Raw genomic sequence first — 16,191 nt, 5'->3', positions numbered from 1 at the left:
AAGGCAAACGTAGTTGCAGTCAGTTCTGCATTTATCGCAAAGCACTCATGCCGGGGCTACCCGGACGGGAATGGACTTCGCCGCCGGTGTCTTGCTCTCCTCATCGTGCTGCCACAGTGGAATGAGTGAATTGCATTCCGGGAAGTAGCCCGCGCAGGTGCCGGGCGGCAGATCGTAGTCGATGAGTTGCATGCCGGTCAGCACGCGCACAATGCCATCATCTACTGCGGTGGTGATGCTGGCCAGCCCATTCTTGGCAATTCCCAGTCGGACACGATCGTCCGCATTGATCATCAGGATCATGCGAGATTTGTGGATGCCGCGCAGCCGGTCGTCATATCCATAGACAGTGGTATTGAACTGATCATTGGACCGCAGGGTGATAAGGCTCAGCACATTGCGATCTTCGCCCGTCGAGAAGCCGGAACAGAGTGCCTTCGGCAGCTTGAAATTCGCCTTGCCTGTGTCCGTTTCCCACACACGGTTTCTGGCCGCAACGGGACGCGGGAAACCACCGGGAATATCGAGACGCTTGTTGAAGTCCCGGAAAGGCTCGGGGAAAGTCGCCTCGATGGCATCTCTCACAAGCGCGTAATCTCCAACCCATGCATCCCATGGAACCCTTGGATTGGGCGTGAGCGTCTGTTTTGCAATTTCGGCCACGATCCGGGGTTCTGATAACAGGCTTTCGGCGGCAGGCTTGTATTTGCCGCGTGAGGCATGAATGCAGGTGGTTGAGTCCTCTATCGTGACGATCTGCGGGCCGGTTGCCTGTTCGTCGATTTCCGTTCGCACCAAGGTTGGCAAGAGATACGTCGTTGCACCCGTTATCAGATGACTTCTGTTGAGTTTTGTTGCGATCTGTACCGAAAGATCCAGCCCGCGCCATTTCTCTTCCATCAAGGTCCGCTCGGGAATGGCGCGGACGAAATTGCCGCCCAGCCCGATGAAGGCCTTGATACTGCCGTCGATGATGCCTTCACACGCTTCGACCGTGTTGACGCCATCCTTGCGCGGGGGTTCGAAGCCATATTGTTCTGCCAGCACATCGAGCGGAACCAGCTTTGTCTTTTCGGATATGCCGACCGTTCTTTGACCCTGCACATTGGAGTGGCCACGCACGGGACAGATACCGGTGCCGGGTCTGCCAATATTGCCGCGCATCAGCAGGAGGTTGATCAACATCTGAACATTGCTGAGGCCGTAACGATGCTGTGTGAGACCCATTCCATAGATGGCGATGACGTTGCGGGCCTGCGCATATGTCCTTGCCGCCGCCTGAATAGAAGAGTGGCTAAGGCCGGACGTGGCAAGAATATCAGACCATGACGTGGTGCGGACGTAGCGTTCAAATTCTGCAAGACCGTGGGTATGTTCTTCGATAAATGCGACATCAAGGACGCGCGCTTCCCCCGCCACGATAGCTTCATCATCCCATTCAAACAGACACTTTGCCATACCGACCATCGCAGCGACGTCGCCGCCCGCACTGACCTGATAATATTGTGTGGCAATATCGGTCGGTTTGTTGGTCAGCATCTGCCCGGGGCGCTGTGGATTGACGAATTCCAGCCAGCCAAGTTCTTTCAGAGGATTGAATACCACGACAGGCGCACCTCGTTCCCGCACCTCCTGCAAGCTGTGAAGAAGCCGGGGCGCATTTGTGCCGACGTTCTGACCGAATGAGAGAATGCAGTCCGTATGCTGGTAATCCTCCAGCAGGACCGTTCCGACTGGAGTTCCAATGCTCTGCGGCAGCGCAACGGAGGTCGTTTCGTGGCACATGTTGGAACTGTCTGGAAGATTATTGTTGCCATAGAGGCGTGCCAGCAACTGATACATGTAGGAAGTTTCAAGCGAAGCGCGGCCGGACGCATAGAAGACGACAGACTCTGGATCATAGGCTTTGAGTTTACAGCCGATATCCGCAAATGCGTCCGCCCAAGTGACTTGCTGATATCTGTCGGTCGCCGCATCGTAACGCATCGGGTGCGTCAAACGGCCTTCGTTTTCCAGATCGAAATCGGACCATTGGAGCAGTTCGGTGACCGTGTGTTTAGAGAAAAACTCCGGCGTGGTGCGCTTGGCCGTCAGGTCCCAGAACGTCGCTTTGGCGCCGTTTTCGCAAAACTCGGCCAGATGCGGTTTGCCCGGCTTGGCCCAGGCACAACTGGTACAGGCATAACCACCCTTCTTATTGTGGTCGGTCATCAGACCGGGAGCGGTCCTGACAGCCTTTTGCGTTACGGCGTTTTTGACGACGGATTTGATGGATCCCCAACCACCAGTGGGCATCGTGTACGGCGCATATTTGACTTTTTTCACTGGGCCAGCCTTGTCTTGTGCATCGGTGGCAAACCACGGCAGGGCCGAGTTGTTCCACGCAACGAGGCATTCCTGCGATCGTACTCCGTCGGATTTCATCGCCGTCTTCGCTCGCGCGCTTTTTCGATGGGATTTCAAGATTTTGGTCGGGACATGTGCTAAGGGGATACATCATCACCCAATTGTCGGTGACGTTTGGGGAACATGAGATGAAACTGAAACCGACTTTTATTCGCAAGCAGCAGGAAAGCATTTCCTACGAACCCTCAGATTTTGCGAAGAGACACGGCATCCCACTGGACGATGCCAGACGGATTCTGGCGCTTCACAAGGGCGATCACGATTCCTCAAACAGAGCGGCGCATAATCTCAACGGGCTCAACTAACGGCGAAACATTTTACCGCCCTCCAACAGTTAGTGCGCCTCCCGATTTCATATCGCTGAGGCTGCACTCAGATGCTATTGGAAAGCGGCATGCTCGCAACAGAGCATCGCAAAGAGTGTATTGAGAACCAAAGCGGGTTAGATCGTATGGCCATTTTGAACAGACCACGAAGCTCAGGGCCTTATCCTGACAGGGATATTGCCTGCCAGGAGGCAGTGGAGCAGTCATTTCTGCTGATTGCTCAAGGTTTGAAGCCCGATGACATCACAGCTGCTGCCGGCGGTAAGCTCGTGCCACAGCTCATGGCTCTTGCAAGGCAGGCCGAAAGCGTTGGCTGGAGCCTCGAGGAAGCGGAAGTCGCAATCAGTGATTTGTCGCAGAACCTGCTGGACGATATGGCGCAGATGTAGAGACCACAAGATCGTCGAGCGGCCAGCCCGCCGAGCGATCTTTGTCCATAGAACTCGCTGCCCCCACCGGTCCCGACTGAACCCGTATTCACGATGTCCAGTCAGGCCGGTTAGGGAAACCACGTGCAGTTCAACTCTCGCTAACCTCAGGCAGCAGTCGCAGGTGCCAGCTCAAACTCGGCTGCCGTGAAATGTGTCTGCCGTGCCAGATGCCCCTCCAGTATCGACAGAATATCGCCATCGACGTCCTGTTCGAATTTGCGTGCAAAGAAATTGTGGCTTGACGTCAAGGCCGCCGCGTCCTCACGCCCGTAGGTCCTTGGTCGCAATTTTATGTCGCCATCCGGCACCCAGTCGATCATGCGCAGATCATCATTCACGATCTCGCCATGCACGGGGTTGTTCATCATAACGGTCTGGAAGAACCCCTCGTCGGCAATGAAGGTGTTGCGGTAAAATGCCTTGTAGCGATCGGCACGGGCATCGTGGCATACGAAATCGCAAAACGCCCGGCTGACGATCATCCACTGGTTGCCAATGTAAGGTGTAGCACCTTCGATGAACGGCCGCATCGTCAGCGTCTGTTCAATCTGGCCGCCTGTTTCGATAACGAACTCACCAACGCGGCGCATCGTGTCCGGCCGGATTTTCTCCTGATCGAGAACCTTGATATATTCCCGAGCCGGATGATCCGTCAGATAGGCCATGATCTGCGCTTGCGTTTTCAAGGGAAAATCCTGCCCGCTCAGATTGATGAAGTGGCTCCACTCGCAATTCATCGCCAGCAGGTGCTCCATCCCGCGTAGTTCAGCATCAACGAGGCTGTAACCGCCCCACAGCGCCGCGTGACCCTCCATCACTTCGGCATTGGAATAAGGCTTCAGAAAGTTGCTGATATCAGCATTGAGCGCCTCGCCGGAGTTCTTGTCGACATGGACCACATAGCTATTGCGCGGATCATAGATCGCATTGAAAAGACGTTTGAACTGCTTGGGAAACCGGTGAACGAGAATCAGATATCCGATCATGCCTCGACACCTGACATCTTTGCGCGCATCAACGGTGAATATTCCTGCGTCTCTTCGTAAGCTGCAGGGTTCGCGGTGTTAGCAAGAGTTACCATAATAGGATCCTTTCAGGATCGATGCCCGGGATCACCGCACTATGCATCGCGCCTGTCGTCAGTCGACGACAAGCGGGGGCATTGATTGGTTGCATGGACAAGCGTCACGGACACACCGACATGGGAAAAACCATGTCTTGTTGCATCAGCGAATTGGGTAGATGGACACCATCTATAGCACCCAACCCGTATTTAACCGCATGATTCTGCGCTAAAGGAGAGCCCGTACAGGAATTTATCCACCAGAAGCAGAGCCAGTTGCGATATGAGAGGCATTTATGCTGACTTTGCTCCTTCACATCGGGCAAGATTTGCTATATGTGCCCGTCAAAAGGTCTTGTAGGGCGATCTTTCTGTAAAAAAAATGCAGGAGAAGATCGACCTTCAGCGCCAAGCAATCTATGAAGGCGGTTCAGACAAAGGGTGGGAAGTGTTTTCTCACCGCAAGCACCAATCCGCACCATGTGCGGGACTAAAGAGATGAGGAACTAAATTGAAGGTAGATGTGCGTGATAACAACGTTGAGCAGGCCCTGCGCGTGCTCAAGAAGAGAATGCAGCGCGAAGGTCTCTTCCGCGAAATGCGTCTGCGCGAGCATTTTGAAAAGCCATCGGTAAAGCGTGCCAGAGAAAAGGCAGAAGGCGTTCGCCGCGTTCGCAAGATGGCTCGCAAGAAGCTGGAACGCGAAAGCGGTATTGCTGCTCCTAAGAAGGCAAGCAGACCTGCTCGTTAATTTCTAAGACGAGCAGACGGCAGATTTCTGCCAGATATTTTGAAAAAGTCCGGCCGCATTCAATCTCTTGATGCTACCGGGCTTTTCAGCCATGTGTACAGCATGGCCGTGCGCCGTTTACGCAAGTAGCCGAATGAGTTAAGATGTCGGCCTTCGCGCCCACACTCTTGGCGCTGTCCATTCCGCTGTATTGGCTGGCTCGCTGGAAAGCGTACCGTAAGGCTTCATGCGGTTGCGACCGCAAATATTCAAAACATCCCCCAATAAACTCCTGACCGCATCAATCTGATGCCGCCGAAATCGGTCTGTGGCAAATTTCGCTTCGCGCCGATAGAGCGCTTCTGCGCGCACGCGCGTGACACGCCACCAAAACTTCTGATTGCGATCCACAACGAAAGAGCGCATACCAGATTTCGCTCAGCAGCTCTCCTTCGGACGTTGCTCGCAGCTTTCGTCAGGATTGCCACATGAACGTGCAAGAGATGACGACGCCTGAATGCCAGGCCATGCTTGAAGCCAACAGCATATGTCACTTGGGCTGCATTGCAGCCGGAAAACCCTATATTGTGCCGCTCCAGTATATTTATCGCGGCGGTATGCTTTACGCCTTCTCGATGCCGGGAAAAAAGATTGAGAGCCTGCGAGCGGATCCGCATCTCTGTCTGCAACTGGATCAGGTCGAGACAAAACAGGAATGGCAAAGCGTTCTAGTCGAAGGACGTTACCAGGAGTTGCCAGATGATGAAAAATGGCACGGGGAGCATATGTATGCCTGGTCGCTTCTTCAAAAGAAGAACGACTGGTGGGAACCCGGCGCCTATAAACCAGCTGGGATGGAGCCTCCCAAACCCGCATCTCTGCCGGTCTTCTTTACCATAGAAATTGAAACCCTGTCGGGCCGCCGTGCGAGAAACGATTAGGATGATCAGATGCTTGAACTGTCGGATCACCGTCATCAAAGTCTGCGACCGGGCGACGGAAAACTCCTGACATTCAATGCTGGTTCGTCGTCCATCAAACTGGGTCTTTTTAGCCTGGCAACGGGCACTCCCGAAAGAATCGGCAAAGGCACAATCGATTTCCAACGAAAGTCTTTAAGCTTCCATATTGAGGGTTCTGGGACATCTGAGATCGCACTTGCCCATAGTGGTGAGACGCATCCCGATGCGATTGTTGAAGCCGTCTTTACAAGTCTGACTTCCCATATCGACATCGCACACATCGCAGCCGTCGGCCACCGCATGGTACATGGCGGTGACCTGTTCCACGGTGCAGTGGCGATGGACAAGCCAGCGCGGACATCAGTGGAAAGCCTACTTCTGCAGGCTCCTCTCCACCAGCAGCACAGTCTTGAACTGATTGACGCCGTCTTGAGACTGCACCCACACATGTTCCAAACCGCGTCTTTCGATACATCCTTCCACAACACCAATTCTGCGCTGGTGAGGCGATACGCCCTGCCCCGTGCCCTGCATGATCAGGGCATAAAGCGTTTCGGTTTTCATGGCTTATCCTATTCATTCATTGCCCGGGAGTTGACCCGTGTGGCACCGGAGATCGCCCATGGAAAAGTCGTCGTCGCCCATCTTGGCAGCGGCTCCAGCCTTTGCGGGATGGACGGCGGCCTGAGTCGCGATGTCAGCATGGGATTTTCGACGCTGGACGGCATACCGATGGCCACGCGCTGCGGCGCGCTGGATCCCGGCGTCCTGCTTTACCTGCTCACCGAAAAGAACCGCAGCCCTGCAGAACTGGAGCATCTCTTATATCACGAAAGCGGTCTCCTGGGCGTTTCAGGCATCAGCTCGGACAGCCGCGCCCTTCTTGAAAGTGATCGCCCTGAGGCAGCGGAAGCCATTGATCTCTTCGCGTTTCGCACCGCTGGGGAGACCGCACGGATCGTCAACACTCTGGGCGGAATAGACGCCTTCGTGTTCACCGCTGGAATAGGCGAAAATCAACCCTCGATCAGGGCCGCCATATCGTCTCATCTCAGCTGGCTCGGTCTCCACATCAACGTCGAGGCGAATGCGGCAAACGCCCAGATCATCAGCAGCACAGACAGCGGGATCAAGGTCTTTGTTATCGCAACCGATGAAGAGCAGGTGATTGCAGACGATACCTTCCGCTTGCTGCAAGCACTGCAAACGAACTGAGCCAGGCCAATAGGCTGGACGCCAAGCAGCCACGTTTTCACGCGCACGACAAACCTCTTGGTTTCCGTTTTCAAGCCGCAATACCAGATGCCACAGGAGCAACTATGGATCATCTCAATCAGACGGCGCAGCCACTCGGTGGTGAGGAACTTCACAAGATCGATGCGTGGTGGAGGGCCGCTAACTATCTCAATGTGGGGCAGATTTACCTTTCAGCCAACCCTCTTTTACGCGAGCCTCTGAAGATCGAGCACATCAAGCCGAGGCTGCTGGGGCATTGGGGCACGTCTCCCGGCCTGAATTTGATCTATGCGCACATGAACCGCCTGATCAAGAAATTCGACCTCAACACTATTTACATGGCCGGCCCCGGCCATGGTGGCCCTGCGCTGATTGCAAACGTCTATCTTGAGGGAAGCTACACCGAGTTTTACCCTGATGTGACGCAGGACGAAGCCGGTCTGCTGCGCCTGTTCCGGCAATTTTCGACACCCGGCGGCATACCCAGCCATGTCAGCGTTCCCACACCGGGCTCGATCCATGAGGGCGGGGAACTTGGTTATGTTCTGGTCCACGCATTCGGGGCGGTCATGGATAATCCTGACCTTCTTGTCGTTGCCGTGGTGGGTGATGGCGAGGCGGAAACCGGCCCACTGGCTGGAAGCTGGAAAAGCATCGACTTTATCAATGCCGCGCGCGACGGAGCGGTTCTCCCGATCCTGCACCTCAACGGCTACAAAATCGCTGGTCCAACAGTCCTTGCGCGTCATAGCGATGAAGACTTGCGGAAGTTTTTCGAGGGCCAGGGCTACGAGCCCTATTTTGTCGAGGGCGACGTGCCAGAGGTCGTCCATCAGCTTTTCGCTGGTGTGGCCGAGCGCGCTGTCTCTGAAATCCGCGCCATACAATTATCGGCGCGCAATGGCAGCGCAACCAGCAGGCCGCGTTGGCCAATGATCGTCCTACGCACGCCAAAAGGCTGGACGGGACCCAAGGTGGTTGATGGCATTCCCATCGAAGGCACGTTTCGGGCCCATCAGGTGCCGGTGTCTGAGGTTCGGACAAAGCCTGAGCATCTCACTATTCTGGAAGACTGGATGCGCAGCTATAGACCGGAAGAGCTGTTTGATGACAATGGAACGTTCCGCGCAGAATATGCGGATCTTTCTCCCGAGGGAACGTCGCGCATGGGGTCAAATCCGCATGCCAATGGCGGCACGCTGACCAAGCCTCTCGATCTGCCGGACTACAGGTCCTATGCCGTTCAATTGGAGCGACGTGCGGCGGAGCGCATGGGGTCTACGGCTGTGCTCGGAGACTATCTTCGCGATATTTACATCAAAAACCCGCACACTTTTCGTCTGTTTTGCCCCGACGAAACCAATTCCAACCGGCTCGGAGCCATCTTTGAAGTCACGGACCGCTGCCTGGTGAGCGAGATACTGCCGGGGGATGACCACGTCTCCCATGATGGTCGTGTCATGGAGGTGTTGAGCGAGCATTGCTGCCACGGATGGCTGGAAGGATATACGCTGACAGGCCGCCATGGTCTCTTTGCAACCTACGAAGCCTTCGCCATGATCGTCGATTCCATGTCGATGCAGCATGGCAAGTGGATGGAACATGCAAAACGTGTCCCTTGGCGCGCCGATATTCCGTCGCTGAACTATCTTCTGACATCGACCTGCTGGCGGAATGATCACAATGGCTTCAGCCATCAGGGACCGGGCTTCATCGACACGATCATCCACCGCAAACCAGCGGTCGCCCGTGTTTATCTTCCGCCCGATGCCAATTGCCTTCTGTCCGTGGCCGACCACTGTTTCCGCAGCCGCAATTATCTCAATCTCATCGTCATCGACAAGCAACCGCAGTTGCAATGGCTGACGATGGATGAGGCCCGCGAACACTGCGCGAAAGGTGCTGGCATCTGGGATATGTACAGCAATGCGCCCGATGAGCCTGATGTCGTGCTGGCTTGCGCAGGCGATATCCCGACACAGGAAACGATTGCCGCCGCATGGCTGCTTCGTGAAAAAGCGCCGGGATTGAAAGTCCGCATCGTCAACGTCATCGACCTGATGCGTCTATGCCCTGCAAACAAGCATCCCCATGGCATGAGCGACATCGAATTTGCAGAGATTTTCACGACAACGGCACCTGTCATCTTCACCTTCCACGGCTATCCGGGCGTCATCCACGATCTCTTGCACGGACGTGAAGCGCACGACCGTTTCCACGTGCGTGGCTACCTCGAAGAAGGAACCACCACGACGCCGTTCGACATGGTCGTCCTGAACAGGATCAGCCGCCTGCATCTTTGCCTTGATGTTTTGAGATACGTGCCGAAAATGCTGATCGATGGCGCCGACCTCCTGACCCATTGCACCGACACACTGGCGAAACATCACGATTATATCCGTGAGCATTTTGATGATCTGCCTGAAATCAAAGACTGGGTGTGGACGGATTAAGGCGCTTTAAAATGCCGCCATGCGCGCGTGATCGACAATCATCACGCCGTAAGCCACGGCAACAATGAGTGTCACCCGCAGGCGCAGCATCCAGTACCAACGGCGCTCCGCCTGCCGGGCCAGACTCTTTAAGTCGACCAGAAGAAGAAGGCCGAATACCGCCAATTGCACAATGAGAGTGGCAAACGAAAGCCCGGCCACGACGGTGCCGAAGGCGATCAATGCCAGGACATTGCTCACCACGATGAGCAACACATCACCCCTCTCGGTCTGCGCACGCCCCCACAGGGTCCCCGCCATGAAGGAGCTGATGATCGCACCATAGGCAACGAACGCCGATCCCGTATCGATGCCCGCAACGGTTTGCGGCGCGAGCATCAGAAACCAGAACGGCAAGGCACCGGCATAGGTGAGCATGATCGAGATATTGCGGGATACGGCGTTCATTCTGCTACCTCTAGAATACCCTGCAGAGCATCTCCAAGCCCCGCTCCGCTGAGAAAGGCGGCCTCGACGCGGCCAGCGATACACCAGTCTCCGCATGCAGCAAGCTGCGACGCCTGATCGAGCAGGAAGGCTTTTCCAGCAGGTTGCTGCACATTGGCATAACGCCAGCGATGAATGATGGCATCTTCGGCCTCGGCCATCTCGATCGGAATATGATTTCGTAGAGCATCGAGCATATGTCCGCGAATGATGTCGAGCGGTTTGTCGATGTTGAGGTCGGCCCATAGCGGATTTGAATTGACCACCAGACAGGCTGACTCGGAACGACCCTGTTTGGTCTCATTGCGGGCAATCCATTCGATGACAGGGTCATCAATACGGGCTGCCGCAAATGGTATGCCCGCGCCGTCCTTAAGCTTGATCATCAATGTGAAACATGCGTTCATCTTGACGAGGCAAAGGGCTTCATGATGCGCGAAACGCGACGGTAACAGCGCTGCCGATTGCGGCGCTGGTGCTGCGGCGATGACCCAATCGAACGGCCCTTCCCGCCTGTCCTGCATGTCAAGGTACCATTGGCCGGGCTCGCCGGTAATGGCCGTAACCTGCACATCGTGCAGAATATTGAGACCGGCGGACATCAATTTCGGGAGCGCATTCATAGACGGACAGCCGACATATCTTGGTGTGCTTGAGGCGCTCGCTGTCACAGCGCCACCCTCTCCCAGACGCACTAGATCGCCATCCCACGCCTGCACGATCCCCGCCTGTCGGGCGGCCTCCAATTCATCTCGGAAACGGTCATCTCTGACGGTGAAGTATTGCGCACCGTGGTCGAAGGCGGCATCCGCCAGCCGACGCGTCGCCATTCGGCCTCCGACACCTTTGCTCTTCTCGAAAATGCTGACATCAGCTGTCCTGGACAGGGCTTTCGCCAGTGTCATTCCGGCCATTCCAGCGCCGATGATCCCAATTCGTTGCCGTCGTACCATTGGCTGCTCCAGTTCCGGTTCTTCAGGAGCCATCTTGTGTTGGCTCGAACGTGTCTTGTTGTAACGGTACAGACTTTACATACCTTCTGGCGCGGCGATCCGCCTTCTATAACCTGCGGAGTTGGCCTTTGACGATATACCCTTCTACGAGGTCTCGCTCAGCCGCGAAAGGATGGCCGCTCCATCCTTCGTGATTGAAACCGGCCAGCAGAACGGTGTCATCATCGTCAGCAACCTCGCCGATGACATAGGAGATCGCAATCAGGCCAGAGCTTGGGACGACATAGTTGCTAATAAGCCGTGCCTGAAGCTCCTGATCAATCTGGTCGTGATATCGGCGCGGTATCACCGTCAAAGTCTTTGCAGACTCTGTGGCAAATTGGGCAAATTCGCTCGTGTAGTCATCACAAAAGTCATCCAGGTCAGGATAGTGAACAGCAAGCCTTGGCTTCAACTCGGCAAATTTCTCACAGTCACGAACACACCAGATGCCGGAAGCAAGGCCAATTGCCGCCTTCTCACGCCAGGCGCTTTGTCTAATCATCGCGCTGGCGGGGCGCCCCGTATTGCAGACTGCAACCACATCGGTTCGCGATCCGCCATCACCGACCGATCGACAGTCGTTGAAACGGATGACCAGATCACACCTGTCAATGGCGTCTGCGTCGGATCGAGCAAACGAACCGTTTCCTACAATTGCAATATGACGTGCCACATCGAAATCCTATCAAATGGTCGTTATACGAGGCGATCAAGAGAACGGATCAAACAGGCCTGCCGGAAATTTTCACTGGTGGCAGGATGTGGGCCCTATTGGGCTGAAGTTCGGTCTTTGCGACGGGTAATGCAGGGCCAGATAGAATTCGGCCCTGCATCGATTTTATCAGATCATTATTCATGTCCAGCCACGAAGTCGTCACCCATTCAGAGGCGTATCAATAGGACAACTTGATCACTTTCTTCGGCTCCGACTGAGTCCATTCCGGCAGCCAGTCGCGATGGGCAAGCAGCAGATCATCGACTAGTGACCAGATCTGGTCGAGGTCGAGTTCGGCAGCCGTATGCGGGTCCAGCATGGCGGCGTGGAAAATATGCTCCCTGTTTTGCGTCATCAGCGCGGCAACGGTCAGTTCCTGCACGTTGATGTTGGTGCGCATCAGCGCCGTCAGCTGCGGCGGCAGATCACCGATAAAGGTCGGCTGGATGCCATTGTGGTCCACAAGGCACGGCACTTCTGCGGCACAATTGGCTGGCAAAGAGGTTATGCAGCCATTGTTGCGCAGGTTGCCATAGATCACCGAAGGCTCGCCCGTCCAAACAGAGTTGATGATCGAGGAGGCATATTCCTTGGATTGCTTGACTTCGATCTTGTCTGCCGAACGATAGGCCTTGGCCTGCCCTTTCCAGCGCTCGATCTGCTCGATGCAGCGCTTTGGATATTCATCCAAAGGAATGCCGAATTTCTCGATAAGGTCTTCCCGGCCTTCCTTGATGAAGTAGGGCGTATATTCGGCAAAATGCTCGGAACTTTCGGTGACGAAATAGCCGAGGCGCGTCAGCATCTCGTAGCGCACCTTGTTGACGCAGCGCGGGTTCCAGCCGGGTTTCGGCGCACGGCCTTCGCGGTAGGCACGCATGAGGTCGGGGTAAAGGTTGCGGTAACTGCCATCCGCCTGGCGATGTTCGAATTCCAGAAAGAACGCCATGTGGTTGATACCGGCGGAACGATAGCGGATTTCATCGTAGGGAATGTCGAGATCTTCCGCGAGCTCCATCGCCGTTCCCTGCACGGAGTGGCAAAGCCCGACCTGCCGGATCGTGGGGTATTTTTCGGCAATCGCCCATGTATTGATGGCCATGGGGTTCACATATTGCAGCATGATGGCCTGCGGGCAGACGGCAAGCATATCCTCACAGATCTTCCACAGATGGGGCACGGTGCGAAGGCCGCGCATGATGCCGCCAACGCCGAGAGTATCTGCAATGGTCTGGCGCAAGCCGTATTTCTTGGGCAACTCGAAATCGGTAACCGTGCAGGGTTCATAGCCACCGATCTGGAATGCGACGACGACGAAGTCTGCACCGCTGAGCGCCTTGCGCTGGTCGGTATGAGTTTCGACAGTCGCCTTTGCGTCCAATGTCGAAATCAGCTTGTTGGCGACGACAGCGCTTTCTTCCAGCCGCTGTGGATTGATGTCCATCAGCGAAATCTTTGCACCGGAAAGTGCGGGGCGTTGCAGCACATCGCCTATGATATTCTTCATAAACACCGTCGATCCGGCACCGATGAACGTGATCTTGGGATTTCTAGCCATATGTGTCTCCGATAGCGGTTCAGGCGATTTCAAATGCGGCTTTCACGAGCCGTTGAGTGTAGGCAGTCTGTGGATTGGCCAGCACGTCTTCCACCGGCCCCTCCTCCACAATGCGACCGTTTTGCATGACGATGACGCGGTGGCAGAGCGCGCGCACGACCTTCAGGTCATGGGAAATGAACAGGTAGCTCAGCCCCCTTTCGTCCTGCAGCTTGCGCAAAAGCGCGATGATCTGGGCCTGTACCGACAGGTCCAGTGCCGATGTCGGCTCATCCAGCAGAATGAATTCCGGCTCCAGCGCGACCGCACGGGCAATCGCGATGCGCTGACGCTGGCCGCCGGAGAATTCATGCGGGAAACGCGAGAGAATATTGGTGGGCATGCCGGAGGCCGCCAGCGCATCGCACACCCGCTCCAGCCGTTCCGCCCTGTTGGCGCCCAGCCCGTTGATAACAAGGCCTTCCTCGATGATCTGGCCGATAGTCATGCGGGGATTGAGCGATGAGAACGGATCTTGAAACACCACCTGCATCCGCGACCGCAAGGGACGCATTTCAGCGCGCGACTTGTCGTGGATCGGCTCGTTGTCGAAGAGGATCCTGCCGCCTTCCGGCTCATTCAGCCGCAGCAGAGATTGACCGAACGTCGTCTTTCCCGACCCGGATTCGCCAACGAGGCCGAGCGTTTCATGTCTGCGAAGTGTCAGCCCCAGACTATCAACCGCAATCAGCTCCTTCAGCTGAGGTTTGAACAGACCACCATGTCGCAACATGAAGGACACCCGCACGTCGCTGGCTTCCAGCAAAGTCTTTGAGCCAGCCGGCAGCGGCCTGGCCTGCCCTTGCGGCTCGGATTCGAGAAGCTTTTTGGTATAGGGGTGGCGGGGGGTCGTGAAGATGTCTTCGGTCCTGTTGTGCTCCCGCACCTTGCCATGTTGCATGACGTAAACATAATCGGAGAACTTCCGCACGATGGTCAGATCATGCGTGATGAGAACCACTGCCATGCCGCGGGCATGCTGCAGCTCGCGGATCAGATTGAGGATTTGCGCCTGCACCGTCACGTCAAGCGCCGTTGTCGGCTCATCGGCAATGAGCACGTCTGGATCGTTCGACAAGGCCATGGCGATCATCACGCGCTGACGCTGCCCGCCGGAAAGCTGGTGCGGATATTGTTTCAGCCGCGCTTCCGGATCGGGAATCTGCACCTGCTTCAGCAGTTCCAATGCCCGCGCCTCGGCCTGCTTGCGGCTCATTCGGTTGTGAACGCGGATGGCTTCGACAATCTGGCTGCCGATGGTGTAAATCGGGTTCAGCGAACTCATCGGCTCCTGAAAAATCATCGCCAGACGGTTGCCACGCATGGCGCGTCGCGCACGCTCCCGCAATGTCAGAATGTTCTTGCCCTCATAGGAAACCGAGGCGGCCTTCGAAACGACGGCGCGTTTGGACAAGAGCCCCATGATGGTTCGCGCCGTCACGGATTTGCCGGAACCAGATTCACCGACAATGGCAATTGTCTCACCGCGATAAAGCTGGAACGAGACACCTTTCACCGCATCGACGGTTCCATGCTCCACCTTGAAATTCACAGCGATGTTGCGCGCATCAATGATCGGCGCATCCTGACGCGATGCGTGGTCGAAGCGTATATCCGGCGCAAATGATGCCAGCGAGGACGTCACCATTTCAGTCTCCTCTCAATAGGGATCGACAGCATCGCGCAGGCCATCGCCCAGCGCGTTGAAGGCAAAAACAGTGACCAGAACAAAACCGACCGGAGCCAAAATCCACGGATAGGAACCGATGACGGAATAGGTCGCGGTATCCTGCAGCATCAGTCCCCACGAAATCAGCGGAGGTTTGACGGCAAAGCCGAGAAAGCCGAGGAAGGATTCCAGCAGCACGATACTTGGAATATTCAGCGTGACGGCAACGATGACGTGGCTCATCACATTGGGCAGAATGTGCTGGAAGATGATGCGTCGGTCCGTAGCCCCAACCGCCATGGCGGCCCGCACATAATCGATGCGCGCCAGCGCCAGCGTTTTGCCGCGTACCTCGCGTGACATCTGCGCCCAACCCAGCGCCGACATGACGACCACGACGAAGGTCAAAAACACATGGGTCGGAGCCGTGACCGGGATCAATGATGTCAGCGCCAGATAAAGCGGCAATTGCGGAAAAGCGAGAACGATTTCCACGAAGCGTTGGACCCAGGCATCCACCGCACCGCCGAAGTAACCGGATATCAGGCCGACGCTTGTACCAATGACCGTAACGATGAACACAACGCTCAGCGCTATGGCAAGAGAAATACGCGAGCCGTGAATAGCCCGGGAGAGGACATCGCGCCCGAACTTGTCGGTACCCAGAAAATGAACCGCTTCCCCATTCACGGAGCCGAAGAAATGCCGCTCCATCGGAATGAACCCGAAGAGATCATAGGGCGCGCCTTTGACGAGAAAGCCGAGATAAAGGGGATTATCGTAATTGGGGCCAACGATAGGCTGGAAGGTGATCGGGTCGAGCTCTTCTGTTTCCGCCATAGCATAGACCCGCGGCCATATGCTGAAACCACCATCTTTTTCGGTCAGGCTGATACCCTGCGGCGGGGTGAAACTTGCGCCCGTTACCCTTGGGTCCATGGGCGCAAAGAAATCGGCGAAAACAGCAATGAGGATCAGAAGAACGACCAGAACCAGCCCCACCATACCGGTAAAGGAACGCCGCAATCGACGCCAGACAAGCGCCATGTAGCTCTCGTTTGCACGCTGCTCCGCAACGCTGACGACCTGCTCCTGGCCTGTGGAGGAATGAACGACAACCAT

At 55.8% G+C, this 16,191-nt stretch carries 14 protein-coding genes; 6 read left to right on the top strand and 8 right to left on the bottom strand.

The genetic code is table 11. The annotated features are described in order from the left end of the window. Positions 1–45: 45 nt before the first annotated feature. Positions 46–2,295 carry an FdhF/YdeP family oxidoreductase gene (locus RQI55_RS11885; protein WP_311272897.1) on the bottom strand — a complete coding sequence of 750 codons (2,250 nt, stop codon included), beginning with the start codon at positions 2,293–2,295 and terminating at the stop codon, positions 46–48. A gap of 239 nt (positions 2,296–2,534) precedes the next feature. On the opposite strand from RQI55_RS11885, the gene RQI55_RS11880 reads away from it, so the two are divergent. Then, positions 2,535–2,711 carry a hypothetical protein gene (locus RQI55_RS11880; RefSeq protein WP_311272605.1) on the top strand — a complete coding sequence of 59 codons (177 nt, stop codon included), beginning with the start codon at positions 2,535–2,537 and terminating at the stop codon, positions 2,709–2,711. An 89-nt stretch (positions 2,712–2,800) separates the two neighbouring features. Beyond that, positions 2,801–3,121, top strand: coding sequence for a hypothetical protein (locus tag RQI55_RS11875; RefSeq protein ID WP_311272604.1), 321 nt, complete (start codon positions 2,801–2,803; stop codon positions 3,119–3,121). A gap of 146 nt (positions 3,122–3,267) precedes the next feature. Here RQI55_RS11875 and RQI55_RS11870 read toward each other — a convergent pair whose 3' ends face one another. Then, positions 3,268–4,149 (bottom strand): beta-1,6-N-acetylglucosaminyltransferase, encoded by an 882-nt coding sequence (locus RQI55_RS11870; RefSeq protein ID WP_311272603.1) that lies wholly within the window; start codon positions 4,147–4,149, stop codon positions 3,268–3,270. A 588-nt stretch (positions 4,150–4,737) separates the two neighbouring features. Here RQI55_RS11870 and rpsU point away from each other — a divergent pair. From rpsU to RQI55_RS11850, 4 genes are all read left to right on the top strand, one after another. Next, positions 4,738–4,977: a 30S ribosomal protein S21 gene (gene rpsU, locus RQI55_RS11865; RefSeq protein WP_042616682.1), complete on the top strand. Its 240-nt coding sequence runs from the start codon at positions 4,738–4,740 to the stop codon at positions 4,975–4,977. Between the two features lie 482 nt (positions 4,978–5,459). After that, complete coding sequence (locus tag RQI55_RS11860; protein WP_311276914.1) at positions 5,460–5,897, top strand: pyridoxamine 5'-phosphate oxidase family protein; 438 nt, start codon at positions 5,460–5,462, stop codon at positions 5,895–5,897. Positions 5,898–5,906: 9 nt separating this feature from the next. After that, positions 5,907–7,133 (top strand): acetate/propionate family kinase, encoded by a 1,227-nt coding sequence (locus tag RQI55_RS11855; RefSeq protein ID WP_311272601.1) that lies wholly within the window; start codon positions 5,907–5,909, stop codon positions 7,131–7,133. A 104-nt stretch (positions 7,134–7,237) separates the two neighbouring features. After that, the gene (locus RQI55_RS11850) at positions 7,238–9,607 is read left to right on the top strand and encodes a phosphoketolase family protein (protein ID WP_311272600.1); all 2,370 of its coding nucleotides are present in this window, start codon (positions 7,238–7,240) and stop codon (positions 9,605–9,607) included. A gap of 6 nt (positions 9,608–9,613) precedes the next feature. Here the strand turns inward: RQI55_RS11850 and RQI55_RS11845 are convergent, their stop codons facing one another. The 6 genes from RQI55_RS11845 to RQI55_RS11820 all read right to left on the bottom strand — a co-directional run bounded on the left by RQI55_RS11845 (position 9,614) and on the right by RQI55_RS11820 (position 16,191). Continuing rightward, positions 9,614–10,054 (bottom strand): DUF3429 domain-containing protein, encoded by a 441-nt coding sequence (locus tag RQI55_RS11845; RefSeq protein WP_042616685.1) that lies wholly within the window; start codon positions 10,052–10,054, stop codon positions 9,614–9,616. Beyond that, entirely contained in the window at positions 10,051–11,046 is a 996-nt protein-coding gene (locus RQI55_RS11840; protein WP_311272599.1) for an FAD-dependent oxidoreductase, read from the bottom strand. The genes RQI55_RS11845 and RQI55_RS11840 overlap by 4 nt, the downstream gene beginning before the upstream one ends. A 106-nt stretch (positions 11,047–11,152) precedes the next feature. After that, entirely contained in the window at positions 11,153–11,761 is a 609-nt protein-coding gene (locus tag RQI55_RS11835; protein WP_311272598.1) for a Urease operon accessory protein, read from the bottom strand. A 220-nt stretch (positions 11,762–11,981) separates the two neighbouring features. Beyond that, positions 11,982–13,361 (bottom strand): alpha-glucosidase/alpha-galactosidase, encoded by a 1,380-nt coding sequence (locus tag RQI55_RS11830; protein WP_311272597.1) that lies wholly within the window; start codon positions 13,359–13,361, stop codon positions 11,982–11,984. Between the two features lie 19 nt (positions 13,362–13,380). Beyond that, positions 13,381–15,048 carry an ABC transporter ATP-binding protein gene (locus tag RQI55_RS11825; protein ID WP_311272596.1) on the bottom strand — a complete coding sequence of 556 codons (1,668 nt, stop codon included), beginning with the start codon at positions 15,046–15,048 and terminating at the stop codon, positions 13,381–13,383. A 12-nt stretch (positions 15,049–15,060) separates the two neighbouring features. Continuing rightward, positions 15,061–16,191 carry an ABC transporter permease gene (locus RQI55_RS11820; protein ID WP_311272595.1) on the bottom strand — a complete coding sequence of 377 codons (1,131 nt, stop codon included), beginning with the start codon at positions 16,189–16,191 and terminating at the stop codon, positions 15,061–15,063.

It is taken from the genome of Rhizobium sp. WCS2018Hpa-16 (genome assembly GCF_031843705.1).
Classification (GTDB): domain Bacteria; phylum Pseudomonadota; class Alphaproteobacteria; order Rhizobiales; family Rhizobiaceae; genus Agrobacterium; species Agrobacterium tumefaciens_C.
This window is presented reverse-complemented; position numbering and strand designations above follow the sequence as displayed.